The following is a 23,473-nucleotide window of genomic DNA, read 5'->3' as shown; positions in this document are numbered from 1 at the left end:
GCCCAGCTCATGCAACTTTTCGCTGATTTTGGTGAAGAGGTAAGGGATCAAGAATGACAGAACGACTCCTGTCAGTGTCAAATACGGGGGGAGCGACCCAAACAGATTTTGCAAGGCAGCGTCACCGTCCTATTGGGTTCTCGGTTTTATTGATTCCACCGATATTCCGGATAAAGACCTTTGCTTCTACATTGATATCACTTTTTTGGTATAGCTGCTGTCCTTTCTCCCAATCATATTGAATTTGCTTCCACAGCTCGTGGTGATTTTGCTTGAGATAGCGTCCTAGACGAATAACATCCACAGGCATCTCCTTGTGAACCTTGGCGATCGTGTCTTTACTCATTCTCTCGATTTCGTGGGCAAAGGCGGACTGGAGCTTTTTTATCGATTTTTCATTCAAGAGATCCATAGGAACAAACGATTCCATGACGGCTCCTTCGCACTGAATACTGATGTTGAACTTCATATGTTGCTTATCTCTCAGGTCGGCTTTGATACTTTTTTTCGCACCTTGTATGTTCATGACGACCAAGTCGTTATTGATTTTTGCCTTTACGACCCCGCCACGTACCTTCCCCGTAAGGAAATTCAACCCTTCCGTCTCTTCTTCACCCAAAAAACCAACCATGTGATTATCCGTATCAAAGACAGCCGCACCTGCTATTTTCACTTCTTGTTTTTCAGCTGTGATCCTTGGGATCGCAAAACTGAAATTGTTTAGTAATTGCTGATGCACATCCCCGAGACGTATATCCGGCAACATACGCGAGTTTTTGTCGATGTTTTCTCCCACGGAATCGATGTAGAGAGATGGCAATTTTTCTGTTTTTGGTCGCACTTCTATGACGCTCTTTGCGTCCCCCTTGGCTATGTATACCTTAGAGCTGCGTCGAGAATCAGGGTCACGTAGTGTCACATCGATGGCATTGGCAAAACCGTACTTGGACTTGGCAACCTCCTCCGAGATGATCATAACCTTTAAGTGCTGGTAAAACGGCGTGCGGCTGGAGCGAGTAGCTAGCTCGCGAGCCACTTCAAAGATAGAGTCGCCCTCTGAGACGAGATTGAGATAGGCTTCATTGGATGTATTTTGTCCGCCTCCATTGGATTGACCGGAGGCGACTAGACCGCCGGGAATGACTAGCTGTGTTGTGATCAGAAATCGGTTCTGTCCAACAGGTTTATTCGGTGCTTCTTGATTTGATTGCTCTTTAGCTTGTTTATTTCGGGGAAAATCTACAGCAACTCCGACCACAAATCCTCGTTCTTCAATCTGTACCTGATCCCAGCAGCCTGTGACGAGCAGCATAAGTGCTATCACGAGTAATCCTCCTGCTAGCACTCGCTTAGCCATCACTCTTCACCCCTCGTAGATAGGCGATGAACAGAAGAAGGATCGGGACAAGATACACAACGACTATCCCGTAATAGGTGAGATTGTCACCAAACGAAAAGAAGTCAATCAAAGTTTGTGGAAGCATGGCGATAAGATAAATGACGGGAGATAGCGTAAAGATCCAGACCATTTTTTTGACTTTCTTGAACATCGAGGTCAGGTTGAGCACGGTAATATCCATCCACATGGCACACGTATTGAAAATCGTCATGATCCAGATGGTGAAAAAAATCGATTCTATCCGCTCAAAAAAACCCCCGGGCACTTCCACTTCTTTGGCCAGCTCGATAGTCGGGTAGGTCAAATTTTTGGCTACCTCTGCCGAGAATACGGCAATAACAAAGATGTAAATGGTCAAATAGAGGATCGTTGGAATAAGCAGGCCTAATAAAACGGACTTGGTCGCTTCCTGTGGTCGTTTCATGAGCATGGTATAGAACAAGATGATCTCAAAGCCGGAATAGGAGAGGCCTACGTCCTTAGTGCCTTTCAACAGCGAACTCCAGCTGGAAGAAAAATACGGTCGAACGTTTTCTAGATCGATGAGTGGTTGGCCAAACAGGAGTACAAACAACATGACATAGAGTACTACGGGTAGGAATAGGAGATTCAAACGCAGCAAGGCAACGCGAGAGCCAGAAACAGCGTATTGTACGACCAGTAGAAAACTCAAGGTGATCATTTCTACAGGGGTATTGTAAAAAAGATACTGTTTGGCAATGTTGCCGATTGCTCTGATCTCAAATGAGACAAACAGCATCGTGTAGATGCAAACGAGGATGGTCAACACGTATCCAACGGGCTTGCTAGCAATGAGCGAGGTGTATTCAAAAAAAGTTTGCCTGGGAAAACGGGAAGCCAGCTTGGCCAGTAGCCATGCGATCAAGTAAGCAATCGCACCACTCAAGACAACGGAAATCCAGCCATCAAACGCACTTGTCGCTTTTGCTAATGTGCGGGGGAACGTCAAGATGCCGACTCCGATGGTGACGGAGGCGATGTTGATCCCCATATGGTTTTTGCTGATCAGTTTTTCCGTTAAAGTCTGCGTGCTCATTGAGGATCCCCTGTTCTCATGCGAGTTTCATCCTGTGGATGCAGTGATTGTGGTCGTGTTTTCAAGAAGGTGACAGGCGCACGAAGGATCAGGTCCTTCCAATCTCGCGGCATTTGCGGGGCGAACGGAGAAAGGTAGGGGTATCCGATGCTTGTCAGATTGGAAAGATGAATCATGATGACGATCAAGCTGAGCACGACACCATATACGCCGAAGATGGCAGCAGCAATCATAGCCAGATAGCGAATCATCCGAAAGGCGATAGCCAGGTGATAAGAGGGTATGGCAAACGAAGCAATCGCAGTAAGAGCGACCACGATGACCATGACAGGGCTGACGATCCCGGCTGAAACAGCAGCATCCCCGATGACAAGCCCGCCTACAATTCCGACTGTCTGCCCAATCGGTTTAGGTAAGCGAAGACCGGCTTCTTGCAGCAGCTCCATGGTCGTTACCATCATAAGCGATTCCACGAATGCAGGAAAAGGAACGCCCTCTCGTGTAGCTGCAATCGAAAAAGCCAAATCAGACGGAATCAGCCCAGGGTGAAAGGTCACCAGTGCGATGTAAAAAGCAGGAGAAAACACAGCCAAAAACGCTGCCAAATAACGTAAGAGTCTGGCAAGCGTACCGACGATCCAACGCTCATAGTAGTCCTCAGGCGAATGGAGAAGCAGACCGAGCGTGACTGGCAAAATCAACACCATAGGAGAGCCGTCCACCAAGATAGCGATTCGCCCCTGAAACAGGGAAGATGCGACCTTGTCTGGGCGTTCGGTGTTATGAATCTGTGGGAAAGGAGACATGAAATCGTCTTCAATCCATTGTTCAATAAAACCGGACTCCTCTACTTCATCAATATCGATGGTAGCGATTCTGCGTTTGACTTCATCGAGGAGCTCCTGATCCACGATGTTGTCGATGTAGGCAATAATAATCTCGGTCTTACTGCGTGTCCCTACGAGAGATCCATCGAACCGCAGATGGTAGTCTTTCACTCTTCTGCGAATCCGAACGGTGTTGTCACGAATGTCCTCGGTAAAGCCATCGCGTGGACCGCGAACCAGCCCTTCCGAAACAGGCTCTTCTATTGCCCGTGTCTTCCAGCCTTTGCTGTCAATTAAGATGCATTGGCTCGTCCCCTCTACGAACAGGGCCGTGTCTCCAGATAGCACGCAATCGAGCATCTCGTGCAGAGCTGTACCCTGTTTGATTTCAATAACGGACAAGACTTCCTCAAAGAGCAAAGAGAGGATTTCATCCGGTTCGGTCGGCACTGTTTTTTCCGCAGTGGATATCATTAATTGGATATTGGATAAAATTTGCTCCTGAACCATCGCGCTGTTTGTAAGCCCGTCAATACAAATCACGGCACAAGAATGGTGGGTGTTGCCGATAAAAAAGGGGCGCACAATCAGGTCGTGAGGATTTCCTAGCAAGCTTCGTACGGTATCCAAATTTTCCTGTAAGTTTTTGGATAATAATGTGGGCAAAGAGGGTTGTGCCTGAGACTGCTGCAACATAGTTGAGGAGGCTTTCTGTTTGCGATGCTGTGCCAATAATCTGCGCAACATGAGAGTTCCTCCCATTCAAATCACGAATATCATGTTAGAGCGATTTTTTCCAAAAGAAAGGAAAAGTATGCGGATGAAAGTTCCATAGGGAAACTTTCGTACAAATAATTGAACAAAACCCATCAGGTATGATACATTCGGCATGGTAGAATAGAGAGTAGTAGTAGAGAGAAAGCAACGATGGAGAGGGTGGTAAGCAAGTGTTTCAAAGTCAGGTAATCATTCGGGAGACGGATTTCTCTCGGCTTGCACATACATGGGAACAACTGGCTGAACGGATGAAACAAAACGGGGACACAACAACCCCCGCCAAGTTACTGCAGCTCGCAGACAAAACGAAACGTGCGGAATTAAATATCGCTTTTTGTGGCCATTTTTCCGCAGGTAAATCTACGATGATCAACACGCTTCTGGGCGTAAACCTGCTGCCCTCCAACCCGATACCGACCAGTGCCAATGTGGTCAAAATCCGCGGAGGAGAAAAAGCAGCTCGCGTATACTCCATGAACAGCGGCGTGATTACGTTTGACCCTGATACGGAGATGGAAAAGCTCAAACAGTTTGCTGTCGACGGAGATACCGTGGAATCGGTGGAAGTTTCGTATCCGGGGACGTTCCTCGACGAAAATTCCAGTCTGCTCGATACGCCAGGGATTGACTCGACGGATGCGGCACATAAAATCGCTACGGAATCGGCCCTTCATCTGGCGGATGTTGTCATTTACATGATGGATTACAACCACGTCCAGGCAGAGGAAAACTTTAACTTCACGAAAACTTTGAAAGACCGTGGAAAACCGGTCTATCTCGTCGTGAACATGATCGATAAACACATTGATTTTGAGCTGGATTTTGATAGCTACAAGGAAAGTGTAGAAGAAGCGTTTGCGACCTGGAACATTCACCCGGACGGGATTTACTATACGTCTTTGGCAGAGCCGGATCATCTGGAAAACCAGTACGAGGAGTTCAAAAACAAGCTGTCTGCACTGATCGTGGAGCGGGAAGAACTGGTCGCTGATAGCGTGAAAAGCGCTGCAGAGCATTTAATCGATGAACATGTCCAGGTGCTGAAGAGTGCAAACGAGGGCTTGCGTCAGCAATGGGAAAGCAAGCTTACGACATTGGAAGTAGAAGACTTGGACAGCCAGGATGCTACAGCGGTAGGCGAAGCCTTGCAGCAGGCCGAGACCGAAGCAGCAGTACTGGCTAGTCTTCCAGAAGAAGCTCGCAAGAAAATGGAAAAAGAGCTGAGCGTGCTGTTGGATAACGCACGTCTGACCTATTTCAGCACGAACGAAGCGGCGCGAGCCTATCTGGAAAGTAGAAAGCCAGGATTCAAGCTCGGATTTTTGTTCGCTGGGAAGAAGACAGAGGAAGAGCGTGCGCGTCGGGAGGAAGCGTTACTGGCTGACTTGCGTGAAAAAGTAGCGGGTAATCTTGATTTTCACTTTAAGGAACTGATGGGAAAACAGCCGCAGGAGTATCACATCCGTGATGAAGAGTACCATGCTGCTGTCCATGCGTTGACGGTGGGGATTACTCCGGAGTTTCTCGCGGCCAACATCAAGGACGGAGCACAATCTCAAGAGTACGTCTTGAACTATTGCAAAGACATTTCCAACGGTATCAAGCTGGAATATCGCCGTGCTGGGCTCGGCTTCATCAGTCAAGTCGTTACCCGTTTAGATCAGCAAGTCAAGGAACAGAACGAGGAGCAGCAAGCTCGACTGACTGTGTTGCGCGAGCTGGCTGGCGTGCACGAGAAGCTGGCTGAGCTGGCAGCTGCAGAACAGGTCACAAGGGAACAGCTACAAGCGATTTTGCACTTTCAGAAAGCTTAATTTCGCTGACGCGATTAAGGGTGAAAGTATAAGAAAAACGAAGGCTTTCGCTATTTGACTTGGCGACAAACCAAGTTTTTTCTAACAAAAAGGAGAACAAAAAGCATGAATCAACTGAGAGAAAAGCTGTTTGCAGCTGCGGAGCGTCTGCGGCGCTCAAGTGAAGAAATTGTCTCTGTACCCGGGATGCAGGCCCAGGCGCAGGCGATGTTAGATCGGGCAGATCGCCTCGAAGCGAACCGCTTTACAGTAGCGTTGTTTGGGGCGTTCAGCGCAGGGAAATCTTCGTTTGCCAACGCTTTGATGGGAGATATGGTTTTACCAGTCTCCCCAAATCCGACGACGGCTGCGATCAACAAAATCATGCCACCGACCGAAGAATATCCGCATGGAACTGTGCGAGTTGTGTTGAAAAGCAGAGACGCGATTGAACAGGACGTCCTTCGTTCCCTGGCGGTGTTCGGTCTGTCTGCATCCGGACTGGAGGGTGCCCTGACTGAGCTGAATAAGATCGACGTGGCGCAGATTCCGCCGACTGCCAAGCCACACTACACCTTTCTGAAAGCGGTGACCAAAGGCCTTGGGGAAATGGCTGCCCATCTCGACGGGGAACTGCTAGTCGACATGCAAGCGTTTAAAGGCTTTGTCGCCAAGGAAGAAAAAGCGTGCTTCGCCGAGTACATCGAGCTGTTCTACTCGTGCCCGCTGACAGAACAAGGAATCGTACTGGTGGATACCCCAGGGGCGGACTCGATCAATGCGCGTCATACAGGTGTAGCATTTGAATACATGAAAAACGCAGATGCTGTATTGTTCGTCACGTACTACAACCACGCATTTTCTCAGGCAGACCGAGAGTTCTTGCTGCAGATGGGGCGTGTAAAGGATACGTTTGAGATGGACAAAATGTTCTTCATCGTCAATGCCGCTGACTTGGCTGCGTCCGAGGAAGAACTGCAAGGTGTAATCACGCATGTAGAAAAGAATTTGCTGACGTGCGGGATTCGTCTGCCACGCATTTACCCGGTTTCCAGCCAGACAGCGCTGCTGGCACGCATGCATGAAAAAGGCAAGCTGGCGGGTTCCGCGGAGAAAGTATACCGTCAACGGACTCAGACTGCAGAAGGTGCGGAGCTGATGGCAGCAGAAGAAGCATTCAAGCTGTCCGGCATGGCAAACTTCGAGGTGGAGTTCCTGCGGTTTACCATCGAGGAGCTGACGCAGATCGCTGTCAACGCAGCTATCGGAGAAATTCGTCGAGCCCACACGACACTGACGGAATTCATGTTGATGGCAACGTCAGGGGAAAGTGAGCGCTTGGCTCGCAGAGAAGCAGCCAGCGAAGCACAGTCTGCTGCGCTGGCCGCTGTCGAGGCGCTCGCAACGGCATCCTATGAACGGGATCTAGCAAAAGAACGGGAAGAACTGCTCTATTATGTGAAGCAACGTCTGTTCTTCCGCTTTAACGAGCTGTACAACTTTGCCTTCAACCCTTCCGTGCTCAAGGACGATGGCCGCAACCTGAAGCAGGCGCTGCAAGGCTGTCTGACCGATCTGTTGCGTTCGATCAGCTACGACCTGGCACAGGAGCTCCGCGCGACGACGCTCCGTCTGGAGAAGTTCATCAATAAGCAGGGAGTCACATTGGTAGGGCAATGGCAACGCGAAGTTCAGGCAACTGCAAAAGGTCTGACACTGGCGCCGTTTCAGCCACGTCAGGTAGAGACGCTGGCTTTCGCTGAGGAGCTGCCTGTGGGTGCTGCTGCATTCCAACCGGCTCTGGCCTTGTTTAAAAACACGAAAGACTTTTTTGAGCAGGACGGTAAGGTGAAAGTGCGTGATGAGCTGGAAAAGCGGATGCAGGAGCCGGTAGCAGCTTATGTTGCAACAGGCGACGATCAGCTGGCGGATCAATTTTCTACGCTTTTCGCTGATTTGTCAGTAATCGAGCGTGCGCGTGTAAAAGAACAGGTGAACGCCTACTTTACCGGTCTGTTTGCAGCGCTCGATATGAATGTCGATTTGGATGAGCTGCAAGGCAAGCTGGATCGCGTAGCTGCCGAGCTGGAATAGGACAGAAATCTAAGATAGACGCTCAGGAAATGACTCCTGGGCGTTTTTTTGTTGCACAAATTTTCCGTTTTCCGAGAGAATTTGCAACTTCTTGCCTCAAATACACGTCTCGAAGTCAGTTGAGCTTAATTTGTTGAGGAGGTATACGGTATGAAGACTTGGAGACATAAGATTTTGCCTACGATCCTTGCGGGAACATTGTCTGTTTCTTTTGCTGCTACAGCTAGCGCAAAAGGGAATAACGGGCACGGAAATGACCATAAGCAAAAAGGGAACGGTCAATTTCAACAAGGTAAGGGACAAAAAGATAAGGAACGTTTTTCTGACTTGCAGAAGCATTGGGCAGAAGCGACTGTGAAAACAATGGTGGATAAATCCATTATCAAAGGTTATCCTGATCACACTTTCCGTCCAAACAAACCTGTTACTCAGCTTGAAGCTCTGACCATGGTCATCAATTTGCTGTCACAAAATAAAGACCTACTGACTGACGGTGACAACTACAACAGGAAAGATGTACCCGATTGGGCACAAACAACGGTTAATCTAGCGTTGGTGAATCATATCGTTGATTCCCAGGAATTTCAGCCAAACAAGCCGGCGACTAGATTATTCGTCGTTAAACTCTTGGTAAATGCATTAGGCACAGATTATGACGATCTGGATGAGAGCAACCTTTACTTTGGAGACATTTCTTCCCTGACCGCTGAGGAAAAGGAATATCTATCGTTCGCTTTGCTGCAATCATTGGTTGCGGGATATGAGGATAAGACATTCAAGCCCAATAAACCGGTAACTCGTGCGGAGATGGCCGTGTTTGTTAACCGCTTGCTTGACAAGGTCGGACAGGTAGATTTCGGTAACCATGTGAAAGGAACCATTGCGGATATTGATGAAGATGATGATGAGCTGACGATCGGTTCGAAAACGTATGATGTAGCTGAAGATGTGGTAGTCAAAATCAATGGGAAGTCTGCGAGCTTCCATTCTTTGGCCGAAGGCATGAAAGTCGATGTGACTTTGAAAGACAACGAGATTCGGACCATCTATGCGTATACGACGAGTGGTTCGGATGATAAAGATGTAGCATTCAAGGTCGAAAGGCTTTGGGATGGCAACGGCGTGGATCATTTTGAGGAAGCAGTGAAAACAGGTTCCCGAATCAGTAACACCACTCCTGATCTGTCAGATGAGTCCCTATCGATTTCTTTGAATGGAGAGTCTGCCGAGTCCATCGACCTCGATGATATTGATGGAAGTGAAGACGATGGAGATGAAGTAGCGGAAAAATTAGAAGAAGCCATTGGACGCGCGTTAGGGGATGACGATCGCGTGAAGGTGTCCTTCGACGACGATTATGACCGATTTGTTTTTGAAACGGACAATAGCCCAACGAATGTTGTTCCGTCTATCAAATTTACGGGAAGCGCATTGAACGATCTAGGCTTGAACAGTTCAGTAGCCAAAGGGTCTCTAGACGGGAAATTCGTTGCTGAGTCCTGGAAAATTACCGTAAAATCGGATGCATCTTCTGACCAGACCTACGTCATTAAGGTTGAAGATGAAAATATCGATGAGACCGTAGAAATCGACGTTGATGACAACGATTCGGCTGAGGAAATAGCTGACAAGATCGCAGACGCTCTCAAGGATAATGATGAGATTGCATCCGCGTATACGGTTGAGTTGGACGATGAAGCCGTTACGCTAACTTCAAAAGACAACGATGAAGAGCTGGACGTTGAGATTAAAATCACAAAAAAATAATGGTATCGAGAGAAAAGCCAACACAACGTTGGCTTTTTTGTATGCCGCTGTTCGATGAAGATAAAAATAAAATGTAAACGAATAGAAAGTTATGGAAAGTATGGGTAGCGCTTGCAGGACGCCATGACGTATTGCGTATATGGAATGGCATACCTAATCAAGAAAAGGCAGTGGTTCTCTAAGGACGTTATTTTCGCGTCCGAAGCGGCCACTGCCTTGTTTTTATCCTATTTATTTCTCAGATCCTGTCTTGATTGTAAAGCTTCCCATTCTTCCTTCAACATCCCCATTTTGATGGCATCATAATACTCTCCACGGACAATCCTTGCCTTGCGTACGCGGGCTTCTTCCTGCATCCCGCAACGAGCTGCGAGCTTAATCATGCGTTCGTTTCCTGACCAGGTACCAATGCCCAGACGTACGGTGTCCATGTGGGTAAACAAATAGTCGATCCACATCTGGAAAGCTTCGCTGCCATAACCGTTTGACCAATATCGAGAATCGTAGATAACGATTCCGATTTCACACCAGTTCGTTTCTTCCGATACCCAATAACGGCCCACGCTTCCCCGCAGCTGACCGTCAATTTCGAGGATCAGCTCCGTTCGAGGGGCGTCTGTGCCGACGAGTCCTAATGATTCCTGGTGCCGTGGCAGAGACCGATGCTCTTCCTTTGTGAGTGGATCGAGTGGCTTGTACGGGCCATTCCAGTTCAGGTGCTCCCGATCCTGAGCTTCGTACTTCCACATGTAGATGACATCGATATCTTCGGGGCGAATGTCGCGAAGCACGACTTTTTCGCCTTGCAGGTAGATTGGCATAGTGGGTCTCCTCTCTTCTGTGACCATTTGATATAGTAACTGTAGTGGATAGCTGTTCCTGTTCATAGAGACAAAAAGCGAAAGATGAATAGGGACAGATTGGAGGGCTAATGGATTTTACACCAGTGTTGGACCTATCGAGCAGAGAGCCGCTCTATCAGCAGCTTTACGAGCAGATCAGTCGAGCGATCACATCTGGTACGATACCAGCTGGAGAACGCTTGCCGTCTATTCGCCAGCTGGTCAAGGCAAGTGGAGTGGGAAAAATCACAGTAGAGGCAGCCTATCATCAATTGTTGGCGGAGGGCTACATCTTAAGCAAGGAAAGAAGCGGGTTTTTCGCGGCTGAGCTGGAGGTATGGAGGGAGCAGATGCATGAGCCTGCAACTTTGCCACTTCCGCCCTCGCCCTTGAGGGGCGGGAATAAGCCAGATCCCCGGTTTAATTTCCACGGTTCCGTCGTGGACACGCGTTCCTTTCCGTATCGGGAATGGCGGACTTGCATGCTCGAGGCGATGGAAACGTACGCGGATGATTTCGCTTTTTACGGTGACAGCCAAGGAGAGCGGGAGCTACGTCAGGAATTGGCAGGTTACTTACGCAGAGCGCGTACGCTTCATTGCGAACCGGAGCAGATCCTGATTGGTACAGGCTTGCAGCAGGCGCTCAGCTTAATATGCTTACTGCTGGCGGACCGCCATCGCGTCGTAGCCTTTGAAGAACCTGGGTATGCGGACGCCCGTGTCGTGTTTTCGCAGCACGGCTATGAGGTCGTGTCTGTCCCAGTGGAAGAGGACGGGCTGTCCATCGAAAGCTTGGAGAAGAGTGGGGCCACGGTCGTCTACACGACTCCTGCTCACCAATATCCATACGGGATGGTCATGCCTGTCGCCAAACGTCATCGACTGCTGCAATGGGCCAAACGCACAGGGAGCATCATCATCGAGAATGATTATGACGGTGAATTTCGCTACAACGTAAGGCCTACACCGTCGCTCCAAGGAATGGACCGAGATGGAACCGTCGCCTACATCGGCAATTTCTCCAAGGCTCTCTCCCCCGCGCTGCGTCTGGATTATACGGTGCTACCAGCAGAATTACTCCAGCGCTACTTTACCTCCTTCCTCGCTTATCCATCACCGGTCTCCCGTCATTTGCAGCGGACGATGCAGCTGTTTATGGAGAAGGGCTACTGGGAAAAGCATGTGCGAAAGATGAGAACGTTGTATCACCGCAAGCATGATCTGTTGCTAAAGGCCGTCCACACGCATATGCCGCGTGAGGTACGCGTACTAGGTCATTCAGTGGGCTTGCACATTTTGCTGGAGGTGAAAACTTCTAGGAGCGAGGAAGAATTGATGCAGCAGGCGCTGGCTGCAGGAATCAGTGTATACGCGAGCGGGCGGAGCTGGGCACAGCCACCGAGTTATTTTTTACCCCGTATGATTGTAGGCTTTGGCGGTGTGGCAGAGTCGGATATGGAAGAAGGGATATCTCTGCTAGCGGGCGCGTGGTTTGGATCAAACCTTCTTACGTGATTCCTGAATGGTGGCAGCGATATAGAGCGTGAGACAGAGAATCGAGCTGACCACGGCGTAGTGAAAGGCAGTCCTGAATTTTGCGTGTGACCATCCATCCTCACCGATCAAGTAGTAGGCGAGTGTATTGGAAATGGAGATGCCATCCTGAATGCCGGGGATGAGGCTCACGGTGTAGTTGTGCGCCAAGCAAACAGTAGCCAAAATGCTGAACAGAGCGGAGAGTAGCGCGATGCGTGAAAAGGGAGAAGAAACACCTGGAGAGGCGTTGCGTCTATGGCAAAAAAAGCGCCCGTTCTCGTACCGTTTTCGGTAAGGGGAGGGCGCTTCAATATCTATTCGCTTATTCGCTGATACGTATCAAACTGCGCTTCCACTTCTTTGGATGGTTTGCTCGTCATGTTGCTGACGATTACGATGGCGAGCAGGCTGATAGCAAAGCCCGGGACCATCTCATACAAAAAGTCTTTGAGTACGTCAAAGCGGGTCCAGATAATTACCGTGAGGGCACCGCCGATCATTCCCGCCAACGCACCCCATTTGTTCATGCGTTTCCAGTACAGAGACAACAGGATGACGGGACCAAAGGAAGCCCCGAAGCCAGCCCATGCATAGCCGACGAGATCCAGTATCGTGTCGTTCTTATTCAGCGCGAGCAAAAAGGCGATAACAGCAACAGCCAATACGGAGAGACGCCCGACAGTCACTAGTTCTTTGTCAGTAGCAGAACGCTTGAAAAAGGTCTTGTAGATGTCCTCTGTCAGTGAGCTGGACGTCACGAGCAGCTGGGAAGAAATCGTACTCATGATGGCAGCGAGTATGGCAGCAAGCAAAAATCCGGTGATAATTGGGTGGAACAAGATCGTGCCCAACTGGATAAAGATCGTTTCCGGGTCATTGAGCGTCCAGCCTTGCTTGGAGAACAGCGCAATACCGAACAGACCGGTCAGCATAGCGCCTGCTACGGAGAAAATCATCCAGCCCATCCCGATGCCGCGCGCTTTTCTGATATCCTTCGTCGAGGTGATCGCCATAAAACGAACAATAATGTGTGGCTGGCCAAAATAGCCTAATCCCCAAGCAAACAGGGAGATGATCCCGAGAACGCTTGTCCCTTTGAAAATATTCAAGAGAGAGGGATCGATGGTACGAATTTCAGTAAACGTAGATTCCACACCGCCGGAGGTCAACACGGTCACGAGCGGAACCATGATCAGGGCCACGACCATGATCAAGCCTTGAACGGCATCTGTCCAGCTAACAGCGAGGAAGCCGCCGAAAAGGGTATAAGCGATGGTAACCAAACCGACAATCCACAAGCCAGTTGTGTAGCTCAGGTGGAAGGTATTCTCAAACAGCACGCCACCAGATACGAGCCCGGAAGAGACGTAGAAGGTAAAAAAGATCATGATAACGAGAGCGGATGCCAGACGCAGCATGCGGGAGCCATCGCCAAAGCGGTTTTCCAGAAAGGCGGGAATGGTAATGGAGTTATTGGCGACCTCCGTGTACGTTCTGAGGCGTGGGGCGACATACAGCCAGTTTGCATAAGCACCCAAGGTGAGTCCGATCGCAATCCACGAAGCGCTCAAGCCTTGCGCAAACATCGCTCCTGGCAAGCCCATCATCAGCCAGCCACTCATGTCGGACGCCCCAGCACTCAAGGCAGTTACCGCAGGGCCCAGTGATCGTCCTCCTAACATGTAGTCGGTTAGGTTGGAGGTACGCTTGTAGGCATAATACCCAATCAGAAGCATGCCTGCCATGTACACAATAATCGAAACGAGCAACATGTTCATTGAAGCACCTCTTGTTGTTTTTAGTATTTTTAAAAATATTATTAACAACATACACAATATCATGTAGATATATAAAGATCTATAATAAATCACAGAAAAATTTGTAGAGTGACAATAAAAAGATTTTTACTAACACGAAAAAAGCCTGCGGTAAGCATCCGCAAGCTTTTTGTAGTTTCTGCCATATTTACTGGACTTGAATCTGACCGCTGTTATCCAAGGTTACTTTGAACTCTTTTACGACGACTGGTTCCGTCCCTGCATTTTTCAGGTCGTGCTTGAGCACTTTGAATGTACCGTCTCCAGTCAATTGACCCGAATATTCCACGCCGAACAAATCAGACTTGTAAAAGCTGAAATTGGCGAGTTCTGTCTTTTGTAATTCATCAGCTACGAGCTTGCCATCCCCACTGAACATGGCTTTTCGCAGTTGCTCCGAGGATTCGTACTTTTGTTGAAGGTAGGTCTTCAGCTGTTGGGCAACTTCTGATTCTGCCAGCTGCTTTCCTGCTTCCACAGCTTGTTTTCCCACTTCGATGGCCTGTTTGCCTGTCTCTACGGCTTGCTGCGCGTTTTGTACTCCCTCAGATAGATCCGAGCAGGCTGTAAGCAGCAATGCACTGCTTAGAATAACGATGGTTTTGCGCATAAGCGGTTCACTTCCTCCCTGCTGTTGCTGTTCGTATACAGACATTATTTATTTTAACGTATCTCACCTTTCTGTGCATCCGCATATGATGGGGTAAGCGTAAGAGCTGCACTGATTACAGGGAGGAAACGCAATGATTCAAGGGAAAGTAAAATGGTTTAGCAAGGAAAAAGGATATGGTTTTATTGAGCGGGACGGGGGTCCTGACGTCTTCGTTCACTACTCGGCGATCACGGGCAATGGCTACCGCAATTTGGAAGAAGGCGAGCAGGTCACGTTCGAAATTGTGAACGGACAGCGTGGTTTACAAGCGGCTAACGTCGCTCGCAAAGAGGTATAGGGAAGCATTCAGGGTCTTTACCAAGATGATAATTTGGACGCCGTCAGATCTTCTGAAAATCGACGGCGTCTTTGTTGCGTTTATTGAAGGTAAAGAAAAATCGAAAGGGCGATTACCAACAAGAGGGTAATGACCCCATAGATGAGCAAAAGATTTCGGGAGCGATGAGTAAAGCTCCGTTGTTTCGCTTCCTCGGGATTCAATCCGATCCTGAAAGTGAGGATCAAGGCAATGAAAACCAGAATGAAGACCGTGATGATAAAAGGGGTAATTGGCATGATAACGTATCTTCCTTTCCGTCTGGCTTACCAAGATCATAGTATGGCGAACTCAAAAAAGGGCCATCCACTTCTTCGTTAATTTGACCATCCACTTGCTGGTAGGGCATCTGCAAAACGAGAAACGGCATCTGGAATTTGCTCGATTTGGGCACGCCCAAATGTAAAGCGTACATAACCTGGATTGGCGCCAAACAAGTGGCCAGGAACAAAGACGAGCCCGCGCTTTACGGCTTCGGACAGGAGACGCTGCTCACTCCAGTCGCCAGGCAGATGGCACCAAAGATGGATCCCCCCTTCTGGCGCAGAGAACTCAATCTGATCCCCAAACGTGTCACGCAAGGAGAAAACAAGCTGGTCACAACGACAGGCAAGCTGCGTACGGAGCCTCTGGATGTGCTGATCAAAGTCAGGGGAAGCAAGGAATCGGTCTGCCAGCCACTGGGGAAAGATGCTGTGACCAAAGTCAAATTGCTGCTTGGCATCAGCTAATCGTTCGATGACAGTCTGTGGTCCGACGATCCAGCCGATCCGCAAGCCTGAGGCGACGATTTTGGTCAACGAGCTAATGTACAGTACCGTGCCGTGCTTGTCCATGGACTTTAACGTGTGGACAGGCTCTCCTGAGAATGAGGTCAGGCTGTAAGGATCATCCTCGATGATCGGGATGCCATTTTCCGCTGAGAGGGCAAGCAGTCGCTCCCTGCGCTCGTAGGAGAGAAGTGTTCCCGTCGGATTGTGAAAGTTGGGATTGAGAAACACCATTTTGATGCGGTGCTTGCGGTGCAGCTCTGCCAGCTGTTCGGGATCGATTCCGTCCTGATCTACCGGGAGTGGAAATGTACGCAATCCTGCAGAATGAAAGAGTGGCAGAGAATAACAGTACGAAGGAGACTCAATGGCTACCGCATCGCCAGGCTGCAGGAGACATTGCACGACGAGGTGCAGGGCCTGCTGTGCGCCTGAGGTGATGAGGATGGAGGAAGGAGTCGCTTCGATGTTCCGCCATTTTTTCATATGTTCGCTCAACGTGTCACGCAGGGAGCCGTTGCCCAAGGAATGCTCGTACCCTAAATGAGAGGGGAAGTCATCCGCTGTTAGCAATTGTTGGAGTGAATGGTGCGGTACCAGATCTGCAGACAGTTCCCCGCTCGCCAGATCGATCAGCTCGTGCTCTTGTGTCTCACGGCGTATTTTACGAATTAAGGGGAGATTGGGACGAAAGGAGCCAGTCTCAGTCAGGTGGCGCCAATTAGGGACGCGACTTCGAGCCAGTCCCCAGATATCTTGGCTCACAATCGTGCCACTACCATGCTTTCGCTCTACGACGCCTGCAGCCTGCAATTCGTCATAGGCAGCCACGACTGTCGAGCGATTTACGTGAAGCTCATTTGCCAAGGTGCGTTCGGACGGCAAAAAGCTGCCCGGAGGAAATTCTCCGTTGCTTATGCGCTGCTCCATTTGTTCCGCTATTTGTTTGTAGAGCGGCTTGTCTTTGGTCCTATCATTTCTTGCCATCTATCCACTCACGCTTTCTGTTCGTGTATATGTACGAGACGTTTACCTGCATCCTATCTAGTATAATGCTGGGAAAAACAGGAGTCCAATATCGTCCGCGTTATTCTGTACGGTCTCATTTCCCTTCTTTCATTTTGCCTCCCGGATAGTTTAGTATAGATGAGTATGGGAAGGAGCGATTAAGATGAAACAATACCTGGACTTGTGCCAGCGCATTTTAGATGAGGGCGTCACCAAGGAAGACCGGACGGGTACGGGGACGATCAGTGTGTTTGGACATCAGATGCGCTTTGACTTGAGTGAAGGCTTTCCGCTCGTGACGACGAAAAAGCTGCATACCAAATCCATCTTTCACGAGCTACTCTGGTTTTTGTCAGGAGATACGAATATTCGTTACCTGCAGGAAAATGGAGTGCGCATCTGGAACGAGTGGGCGGATGAAAATGGGGATTTGGGACCTGTATATGGCCAGCAATGGCGTTCGTTTGCCGGACGCGACGGTAAAACGGTTGACCAAATCCAATGGGTGATTGATGAAATCAAGCGCAATCCAGATTCTCGACGTCTGGTAGTCAGCGCCTGGAATCCCGCTGAGATTGACAAGATGGCTCTTCCTCCGTGCCACTTGCTGTTCCAGTTTTACGTAGCAAATGGGAAGCTTTCCTGCCAACTCTATCAGCGCAGTGGGGATACGTTCCTCGGCGTGCCGTTTAACATTGCGAGCTACGCTTTGTTGACGCATATGATCGCGCACGTGACCGGGCTAGAGCCAGGAGATTTTGTGCATACACTGGGCGATGCTCATCTGTATATCAACCATGTAGAACAGGTCAAACTGCAACTGAGCCGTGAACCAATGCCACTGCCAAAGCTGAAGCTCAATCCGGATGTGAAATCCATTTTTGATTTCACTTTTGACGATATCGAAGTGGTCGGCTACGAGTCTCACCCGCATATCAAAGGCGAGGTGGCCGTATGATCAGTCTGATCGTCGCGTATGCGCGCAATCAGGTAATCGGCAAGGACGGTGTCATGCCGTGGCATCTTCCTGCTGACTTAAAACACGTCAAAGAACTGACGACCGGCAAGACCATCGTCATGGGGCGCAAAACGTTTGAATCCTTGGGAAGACCATTGCCCAACAGGCGGAATGTCGTACTGACACGCAATCATGAATTTCAACCGGATGGGGTCGATGTGGTCCATACGAAGCAAGAGGTGATGGCATTAGGGGATGTCATCATTTTTGGCGGCTCTGAGATTTATAAGCAGTTTCTCGATGTGGTGGATCGGCTCTACATTACAGAAATTGATCTGGAAGCGGACGGAGATACTTTTTTCCCGGAGTGGGATCGTGCGGCATTCACATTGGTGGACAAGCGTGAAGGGATCGTAGACGAAAAGAATCTTTATCCACATGCTTTTTATGTGTATGAGCGGATCACGGGTAAGAAAGTTCAATCATAGATCAATAGATCAAATGAGACGGGAAAAGACGAGTTCTTTTCCCGCTTTTTGTGTTCAGAGCACAGGTAAGCAGCATTCAGCCACTCTTTCTTTCCAACGTATAGCTCCCCATTTTTTCAAAATTTCTGCTATGATAGGGACAAAGCAGGGCAGCATAGGAAATGTGCAAAAGTAGAGGAGAGAGAATGATGTCCTTACAAGAACAGTTAAAGGAATTGCTGCAAGCAATGGAGCCACAGATCATCAGCTGGCGGCGCCATTTGCATCAACATCCGGAGTTATCCTTCCAGGAAGAAAAAACTCCCGCACTCATTGCGGGAATTCTTAGAGAATTAAAATTTGATGAGGTGCGCACAGGAGTAGGTGGACGCGGTGTTGTAGGGGTACTGCGAGGAAGTCGCCCGGGAGCAGTAGTGGCTCTGCGCGCAGACTTTGATGCACTCCCCATTCAGGACCAAAAAGAAGTGGAATACAAGTCTACTGTGCCAGGTGTGATGCACGCTTGTGGACACGACGCGCATACCTCTCAACTGCTCGGGCTGGCAAGTGTTCTTGCTTCTCGTCGTGAAGAGTTTGCCGGAGAAATTCGCTTCTTGTTCCAGCATGCGGAGGAGGAATCGCCAGGCGGTGCCATCCAAATGGCAAAGGATGGAGCCGTTGATGGGGTAGATGCCATCTTTGGCGTTCATCTCTGGTCCATGCTCCCGGTAGGCAAAGTGTTTATTAGTGGCGGCCCGATTATGGCCAATACCGATGATTTTGTTATCGAGATCAATGGACGTGGTGGACACGGTGCGGTTCCTGAAGAAACGATCGATTCTATCGTGATTGGTTCGCAAATCGTGGGCAACCTGCAGACGATCGCGAGCCGCAACATCAGCCCGCTGGCGAGTGTGGTTGTAACGGTAGGTACGTTTAACGGTGGGGACAACAACAACATTATTGCAGACAGCTGCCGACTCACCGGGACCGTGCGCACGTTTTTGCCAGATGTACGCGATCGTGCAGAACAGCGCCTGATCGAAATTGGAGAAGGAACAGCTGCTCTGTTGGGAGGCAGTGCCAATGTCCTCTATGAGCGCGGATACCCGGCCGTGATAAACAGTGAGAAGGAAGCCGCGATAGCTCGTGAAGCAGCCATCGCTGCATTTGGAGAAGAACGAGTAGAGCCGATGAAGCCGTTAATGGGCGGGGAAGACTTTTCCTACTACCTGGAAAAAGTGCCTGGCGCCTATTTATTCGTTGGAGCAGGCAATCCGGACAAGCTCGCGAAGTATCCCCATCACCACCCGCGATTTGACATTGATGAAGATTCCATGCTGATTGCAGGGGAACTGCTGGGTCGTACAGCACTTCGTTATCTGGAACAGCATCAGGGCTAATCCATCCGCAGATATGCGCTTTCGCCTACTATTGGCGAAGGCGCTTTTTTACAGCTTCGACCATAAGCTATCACGAGAGAACAAGGCAGTTCCAGACGAAGGAGGATGATGCCACCGGTGAGGAAACGGATTGGCATTCTGACCTACCGTGGTGAAGCTGGATTTACCGAACCAGGATTTCTGCGTCAACTAGTAAAGGAAGGACAAAGACTGGGCGCGGAAGTATTCCTGTTTGGACCGCAGGATGTCCGTTATTCGGAAAGGAGAATTAGAGGCTATGTTCCCGCGGAGTCAGGCTGGAAGAGTGACTGGTATGGCTGGCCCGACATCGTGATTGACCGCTATCGTTATTACCCCACCCCCAAGCACAGCCTTTACCTGCCATTTCGCAAGCAAAACTGGTTTCACTACGCAAATAGTCGCTTTACCAATAAATTTCGGGTGCATCAGGTGCTATCGCAGGACCCGTCGCTGGTGCGCTGGTTGCCACAAACGCTGCCTTACACCAGAGACAATCTGACCTTACTACTAAAACAGCATCGTATCTTGTATCTCAAACCAACGAATGGAACTGGAGGAAGAAGTATCTTACGGGTTGAGAGGTTAAAGGGTGGCTATCGGTTGCACGGACGAACCAAGCAGCAGGCGAAAAGTAGTGAAAAGCTATACAGTACAACGGCTCTGTGCAAGCGACTGGAGCACTGGATGGAGCACGAAAAAAACGGAAATGAGCAATTCTTTTTGCAGCAGGGCCTAGCGCTCGATTTGATCCCTGAGCGAATCGTGGATGCGCGATTGCTCGCCCAAAAGGACGGAAGTGGACAATGGAGACTGACGGGGATGGGCTTGCGGATAGGCCCGCCGCGCTCTTCGACGTCCAATCTTCACGGGGGCGGAAAGGCTTTGCCTGCTGCCGTGTTTTTAGCAGAGCGATTCGGAGAACAGGAAGCCTCGCGGATCATCCTCGAATGCAAGGAGCTCGCCCTCAAGACAGTGGCGTGCATCGAAGAGCATTTTGGGCAGATGATAGAATTCGGCTTTGATCTAGGCATTGATGTGGCTGGGAGAGTATGGATCATCGAAATGAATCCCAAGCCAGGGCGGGATATTTTCCGGCAGCTGGGGCAGAAAAAACGATATCAGCAGGCCGTACGCAGACCTCTGGAATACGCTTTGTATCTGCTAGAGAATGAAGACGTGAAGAGAGAGAGAAACAAAGACGACATCTGGGTAATAGAGGCATGAGCTGGCCATTTTGGTCGCTCCTGCCTCGTTCTTTTTCTTTTCGTTTCTTTTATGAGGCGAACACGGCATAATAATAAAAAAAGCGTACGAGAGGTGAAAGCGAGTGAAGCAGCAAGCATTTTCGATCCCGGTAGAGAGTGATCTGACTCTGCGAGGAGATATCCATACAGACGAAGCGGCAGGAAAGAACCAACCGTTGCTGCTCTTCTGTCATGGATTTAAAGGCTTTAAGGACTGGGGCAGTTTCCCCTATGTCGCCGATTCGTTGGCCAAACGGGGAATTACGACGATCCGCTTTAATTTTACCTGCAACGGTGTTGGGGAGAGCCTGACAGAGTTTGATGAACTGGAAAAGTTCGGACGCAATACCTACGCCCGCGAAGTCGCTGATTTGACTGTATTGACGGAGTGGATCTTATCTGGGAAATTGCCGCTTCCTGACTATGTGAATACAGACAGGCTGTTCGTACTGGGGCATAGCAAAGGTGGAGGCGATGCGATCTTGTTCGGTGCAGGAAACCCCCACGTAGCAGGGATTATCAGCTGGAACGGAATCGCGAACGTCAACCTGTTCGATGAAAAGCTGCGCCATCAAATTGAAGAAAATGGCGTCGGTTACATACCGAATGCGCGTACGGGTCAAGATATGCCCATTACTCGTGCTGTCATAGATGATGTCGACCAAAATAGAGAAGCGTACGATTTGGTGGACAAGGTCGCCAAGATGGAGCAATCGCTTTGTATTATTCAGGGGCGAGAGGATTTTGCACGACTGGTAAAAGGCTCTGAGCGTCTTCAGCAGGCTGCGAAAAACGGTGAGCTTCACTGGATTGAAGGCGGCGACCATACCTTCCAGGCGCGCCATCCATTCCAAGGGAGTACAGTGCAGCTGGAGGAAGCAATCGAGCAGACTGCTGCGTTTATTCTGCCTATGCGCGCATAGAAAAAACCTATAATAGCCCAAGTTCTATTTCGATTTGGGCTATGGTATACTGGATATCGTCTAAAGATTAGAATGATAAGATTATTCTGAAAATTGTTGGAAATGGGTGGAGACATGGAGAGCAAGGTGTATCTGTACGATACGACCCTGCGAGATGGTACGCAGGGAGAAGGGATCAGCCTGTCGGTGGAAGACAAGATAAAGATCGCACTGCGGCTGGATCAGTTTGGTATCGATTTTATCGAGGGCGGTTGGCCAGGAAGCAACCCAAAGGATATGGCGTTTTTTGAGCGTATTCGGAATATTCCGCTCCAGCATGCAAAGGTAACCGCTTTTGGTAGTACCTGTCGTCCGAATGTGGCGGCAGCCGAAGATGACAATCTGCGGGCTCTCATTGCGAGTGGTGTAAAAGCAGCGGCTATTTTCGGTAAATCTTGGGACTTGCACGTAACGGATGCACTCAAAACGACATTGGAAGAAAACCTGCGAATGGTAGCGGACTCCATTACCTTTTTGAAAGAAAACGGAATGACGACTCTCTTTTTGGCTGAGCATTTCTTTGACGGCTACAAGGCCAACCCGCGGTACGCACTACGGGTGCTGGAAGCGGCAGAAGAAGCAGGTGCAGACTGGATCGTCCTCTGTGATACGAACGGAGGGAGCCTCCCTACTGAAATTTATGATATCGTCAAACATGTAACGGAAAGCCTCCGTACGCCATTGGGTATCCATCCGCACAACGACAGTGGGGTGGCGGTGGCCAATGCGCTCGCAGCCGTTCAGGCTGGGGCCAAGCAAGTACAAGGTACTATCAATGGAATCGGGGAACGCTGCGGAAACGTCAATCTGATCTCCGTCATTCCCAATCTCCAACTGAAGCTGGGCTATCACTGTATCAGCAGTGAGCAGCTGCAGGAGCTGACACAACTCGCTCGCTATGTCGCAGAGATTGCAAACATGACGCTGCCGAACAACCAGCCGTTTGTCGGACACAGCGCTTTCGCACACAAAGGTGGAATTCACGTCAGCGCGGTTATGCGCGATCCGAAAACGTACGAGCACATCGAGCCGGAAAACATCGGCAACATTCGTCGCGTGCTGGTTTCGGAGCTGGCGGGACAAAGCAACCTGCTTGCGAAAATGGAAGAGCTGGAGATCGATCTCTCGCTGGAGCGAGAAGAAGCACGCGAGATCATTACACGAATCAAAGAGCGTGAATTCCAAGGCTATCAATATGAAGGGGCAGAGGCTTCACTTACCCTGATGCTGTTGGAAGCAGCAGGCAAGCTGAAAAATCTGTTCACCCTGGATTCCTTCAAAATTCTGATGGAAAAAGCAGCGGTACGGGCCATCACCTCTGAGGCCACCGTAAAGCTGAGTGTAAATGGAGAAACGGTGCATACCGCCGCAGACGGCAACGGTCCGGTCAATGCGTTGGACAATGCCATGCGAAAAGCACTGGAAAAATATTATCCCTGTATTGCCAAGATGCACCTCACCGACTATAAAGTACGCGTCTTGGACGAAAACGGAGCGACAGCAGCAAAAGTACGTGTGTTGATCGAGTCATCGTACAACGGGGAAAAATGGAGTACCGTCGGCGTCTCCACAAACGTGATCGAAGCGAGCTGGGAAGCACTGGCGGATAGTATCCGTTTCCTGCTGTGGAAAGAAGGCTGTGAAGAGTCTGGTAACCACACGGCTGCAGAGGCACGTGTAGGCATTGTGAATCACTGATGAAGCGATAGTGAGGAGAAACAACAACAGCCTGGCCAAAGC

Annotated in this window: 20 protein-coding genes; 11 read left to right on the top strand and 9 right to left on the bottom strand. The window is 49.6% G+C overall.

Annotated elements, in window-relative coordinates; translation table 11 throughout:
* Positions 1-121: 121 nt before the first annotated feature.
* Genes AN963_RS11710 through AN963_RS11700 form a run of 3 tightly spaced genes read right to left on the bottom strand, consistent with a single transcriptional unit; the run spans position 122 to position 4,030 of the window.
* Entirely contained in the window at positions 122-1,357 is a 1,236-nt protein-coding gene (locus AN963_RS11710; protein ID WP_055744782.1) for a Ger(x)C family spore germination protein, read from the bottom strand.
* The gene (locus tag AN963_RS11705; RefSeq protein WP_055744781.1) at positions 1,350-2,456 is read right to left on the bottom strand and encodes a GerAB/ArcD/ProY family transporter; all 1,107 of its coding nucleotides are present in this window, start codon (positions 2,454-2,456) and stop codon (positions 1,350-1,352) included. Before AN963_RS11705 ends, AN963_RS11710 begins: the two co-directional genes overlap by 8 nt.
* Positions 2,453-4,030 (bottom strand): spore germination protein, encoded by a 1,578-nt coding sequence (locus tag AN963_RS11700; RefSeq protein WP_055744780.1) that lies wholly within the window; start codon positions 4,028-4,030, stop codon positions 2,453-2,455. Before AN963_RS11700 ends, AN963_RS11705 begins: the two co-directional genes overlap by 4 nt.
* 200 nt (positions 4,031-4,230) lie before the next feature.
* On the opposite strand from AN963_RS11700, the gene AN963_RS11695 reads away from it, so the two are divergent.
* From AN963_RS11695 to AN963_RS11685, 3 genes are all read left to right on the top strand, one after another.
* On the top strand, positions 4,231-5,874 hold the full coding sequence (locus AN963_RS11695; protein ID WP_055744779.1) for a dynamin family protein: 1,644 nt from the start codon (positions 4,231-4,233) through the stop codon (positions 5,872-5,874).
* A gap of 105 nt (positions 5,875-5,979) precedes the next feature.
* Complete coding sequence (locus AN963_RS11690; protein WP_055744778.1) at positions 5,980-7,947, top strand: dynamin family protein; 1,968 nt, start codon at positions 5,980-5,982, stop codon at positions 7,945-7,947.
* Positions 7,948-8,097: 150 nt separating this feature from the next.
* Positions 8,098-9,714 (top strand): S-layer homology domain-containing protein, encoded by a 1,617-nt coding sequence (locus AN963_RS11685; protein ID WP_055744777.1) that lies wholly within the window; start codon positions 8,098-8,100, stop codon positions 9,712-9,714.
* 227 nt (positions 9,715-9,941) lie between these two features.
* Here the strand turns inward: AN963_RS11685 and AN963_RS11680 are convergent, their stop codons facing one another.
* The gene (locus AN963_RS11680; RefSeq protein WP_055744776.1) at positions 9,942-10,535 is read right to left on the bottom strand and encodes a GNAT family N-acetyltransferase; all 594 of its coding nucleotides are present in this window, start codon (positions 10,533-10,535) and stop codon (positions 9,942-9,944) included.
* A 110-nt stretch (positions 10,536-10,645) separates the two neighbouring features.
* On the opposite strand from AN963_RS11680, the gene pdxR (AN963_RS11675) reads away from it, so the two are divergent.
* Complete coding sequence (gene pdxR, locus AN963_RS11675; RefSeq protein WP_055744775.1) at positions 10,646-12,073, top strand: MocR-like pyridoxine biosynthesis transcription factor PdxR; 1,428 nt, start codon at positions 10,646-10,648, stop codon at positions 12,071-12,073.
* Here the strand turns inward: pdxR (AN963_RS11675) and AN963_RS30310 are convergent.
* From AN963_RS30310 to AN963_RS11665, 3 genes are all read right to left on the bottom strand, one after another.
* Entirely contained in the window at positions 12,056-12,262 is a 207-nt protein-coding gene (locus tag AN963_RS30310) for a hypothetical protein (RefSeq protein WP_236707956.1), read from the bottom strand. The genes pdxR (AN963_RS11675) and AN963_RS30310 overlap by 18 nt on opposite strands.
* 146 nt (positions 12,263-12,408) lie before the next feature.
* Positions 12,409-13,866, bottom strand: a complete 1,458-nt coding sequence (gene putP / locus AN963_RS11670; protein WP_055746260.1) for a sodium/proline symporter PutP — start codon at positions 13,864-13,866, stop codon at positions 12,409-12,411.
* A gap of 193 nt (positions 13,867-14,059) precedes the next feature.
* Positions 14,060-14,521: a lipoprotein gene (locus AN963_RS11665; RefSeq protein WP_055744774.1), complete on the bottom strand. Its 462-nt coding sequence runs from the start codon at positions 14,519-14,521 to the stop codon at positions 14,060-14,062.
* Positions 14,522-14,654: 133 nt separating this feature from the next.
* On the opposite strand from AN963_RS11665, the gene AN963_RS11660 reads away from it, so the two are divergent.
* Positions 14,655-14,861: a cold-shock protein gene (locus AN963_RS11660; protein ID WP_055744773.1), complete on the top strand. Its 207-nt coding sequence runs from the start codon at positions 14,655-14,657 to the stop codon at positions 14,859-14,861.
* Positions 14,862-14,941: 80 nt separating this feature from the next.
* On the opposite strand, the gene AN963_RS11655 is transcribed toward AN963_RS11660, so the two are convergent.
* Both AN963_RS11655 and pdxR (AN963_RS11650) read right to left on the bottom strand, forming a co-directional pair.
* A complete protein-coding gene (locus AN963_RS11655; protein WP_055744772.1) occupies positions 14,942-15,139 on the bottom strand; it encodes a cytochrome c oxidase subunit II in 198 nt (65 codons plus the stop codon).
* Positions 15,140-15,217: 78 nt separating this feature from the next.
* Complete coding sequence (gene pdxR / locus AN963_RS11650) at positions 15,218-16,657, bottom strand: MocR-like pyridoxine biosynthesis transcription factor PdxR (RefSeq protein WP_055744771.1); 1,440 nt, start codon at positions 16,655-16,657, stop codon at positions 15,218-15,220.
* Between the two features lie 184 nt (positions 16,658-16,841).
* Here pdxR (AN963_RS11650) and AN963_RS11645 point away from each other — a divergent pair, with 184 nt between their 5' ends.
* The 6 genes from AN963_RS11645 (at position 16,842) to cimA (ending at position 23,431) form a co-directional block, all read left to right on the top strand.
* The gene (locus AN963_RS11645) at positions 16,842-17,636 is read left to right on the top strand and encodes a thymidylate synthase (protein ID WP_055744770.1); all 795 of its coding nucleotides are present in this window, start codon (positions 16,842-16,844) and stop codon (positions 17,634-17,636) included.
* The gene (locus AN963_RS11640; RefSeq protein ID WP_055744769.1) at positions 17,633-18,124 is read left to right on the top strand and encodes a dihydrofolate reductase; all 492 of its coding nucleotides are present in this window, start codon (positions 17,633-17,635) and stop codon (positions 18,122-18,124) included. Before AN963_RS11645 ends, AN963_RS11640 begins: the two co-directional genes overlap by 4 nt.
* Positions 18,125-18,312: 188 nt before the next feature.
* Entirely contained in the window at positions 18,313-19,506 is a 1,194-nt protein-coding gene (locus tag AN963_RS11635) for a M20 metallopeptidase family protein (protein WP_055744768.1), read from the top strand.
* A gap of 117 nt (positions 19,507-19,623) precedes the next feature.
* A complete protein-coding gene (locus AN963_RS11630) occupies positions 19,624-20,751 on the top strand; it encodes a YheC/YheD family endospore coat-associated protein (RefSeq protein ID WP_055746259.1) in 1,128 nt (375 codons plus the stop codon).
* Between the two features lie 103 nt (positions 20,752-20,854).
* Positions 20,855-21,694, top strand: a complete 840-nt coding sequence (locus AN963_RS11625) for an alpha/beta hydrolase (RefSeq protein ID WP_055744767.1) — start codon at positions 20,855-20,857, stop codon at positions 21,692-21,694.
* A 114-nt stretch (positions 21,695-21,808) separates the two neighbouring features.
* Positions 21,809-23,431: a citramalate synthase gene (cimA, locus tag AN963_RS11620; protein ID WP_055744766.1), complete on the top strand. Its 1,623-nt coding sequence runs from the start codon at positions 21,809-21,811 to the stop codon at positions 23,429-23,431.
* Positions 23,432-23,473: the final 42 nt, after the last annotated feature.

It is taken from the genome of Brevibacillus choshinensis, assembly GCF_001420695.1.
Taxonomy (GTDB): domain Bacteria; phylum Bacillota; class Bacilli; order Brevibacillales; family Brevibacillaceae; genus Brevibacillus; species Brevibacillus choshinensis.
The sequence above is the reverse complement of the archived record's forward strand: the minus strand, read 5'-3'. Positions and strand labels throughout refer to the sequence as shown.

Coding starts and splice junctions, on each gene's coding strand:
- AN963_RS11710 (WP_055744782.1), bottom strand. CDS start 1,357: ATGGCTAAGCGAGTGCTAGCAGGAGGATTACTCGTGATAGCACTTATG.
- AN963_RS11705 (WP_055744781.1), bottom strand. CDS start 2,456: ATGAGCACGCAGACTTTAACGGAAAAACTGATCAGCAAAAACCATATG.
- AN963_RS11700 (WP_055744780.1), bottom strand. CDS start 4,030: ATGTTGCGCAGATTATTGGCACAGCATCGCAAACAGAAAGCCTCCTCA.
- AN963_RS11690 (WP_055744778.1), top strand. CDS start 5,980: ATGAATCAACTGAGAGAAAAGCTGTTTGCAGCTGCGGAGCGTCTGCGG.
- AN963_RS11685 (WP_055744777.1), top strand. CDS start 8,098: ATGAAGACTTGGAGACATAAGATTTTGCCTACGATCCTTGCGGGAACA.
- AN963_RS11680 (WP_055744776.1), bottom strand. CDS start 10,535: ATGCCAATCTACCTGCAAGGCGAAAAAGTCGTGCTTCGCGACATTCGC.
- pdxR (WP_055744775.1), top strand. CDS start 10,646: ATGGATTTTACACCAGTGTTGGACCTATCGAGCAGAGAGCCGCTCTAT.
- putP (WP_055746260.1), bottom strand. CDS start 13,866: ATGTTGCTCGTTTCGATTATTGTGTACATGGCAGGCATGCTTCTGATT.
- AN963_RS11665 (WP_055744774.1), bottom strand. CDS start 14,521: ATGCGCAAAACCATCGTTATTCTAAGCAGTGCATTGCTGCTTACAGCC.
- AN963_RS11660 (WP_055744773.1), top strand. CDS start 14,655: ATGATTCAAGGGAAAGTAAAATGGTTTAGCAAGGAAAAAGGATATGGT.
- AN963_RS11655 (WP_055744772.1), bottom strand. CDS start 15,139: ATGCCAATTACCCCTTTTATCATCACGGTCTTCATTCTGGTTTTCATT.
- pdxR (WP_055744771.1), bottom strand. CDS start 16,657: ATGGCAAGAAATGATAGGACCAAAGACAAGCCGCTCTACAAACAAATA.
- AN963_RS11645 (WP_055744770.1), top strand. CDS start 16,842: ATGAAACAATACCTGGACTTGTGCCAGCGCATTTTAGATGAGGGCGTC.
- AN963_RS11640 (WP_055744769.1), top strand. CDS start 17,633: ATGATCAGTCTGATCGTCGCGTATGCGCGCAATCAGGTAATCGGCAAG.
- AN963_RS11635 (WP_055744768.1), top strand. CDS start 18,313: ATGTCCTTACAAGAACAGTTAAAGGAATTGCTGCAAGCAATGGAGCCA.
- cimA (WP_055744766.1), top strand. CDS start 21,809: ATGGAGAGCAAGGTGTATCTGTACGATACGACCCTGCGAGATGGTACG.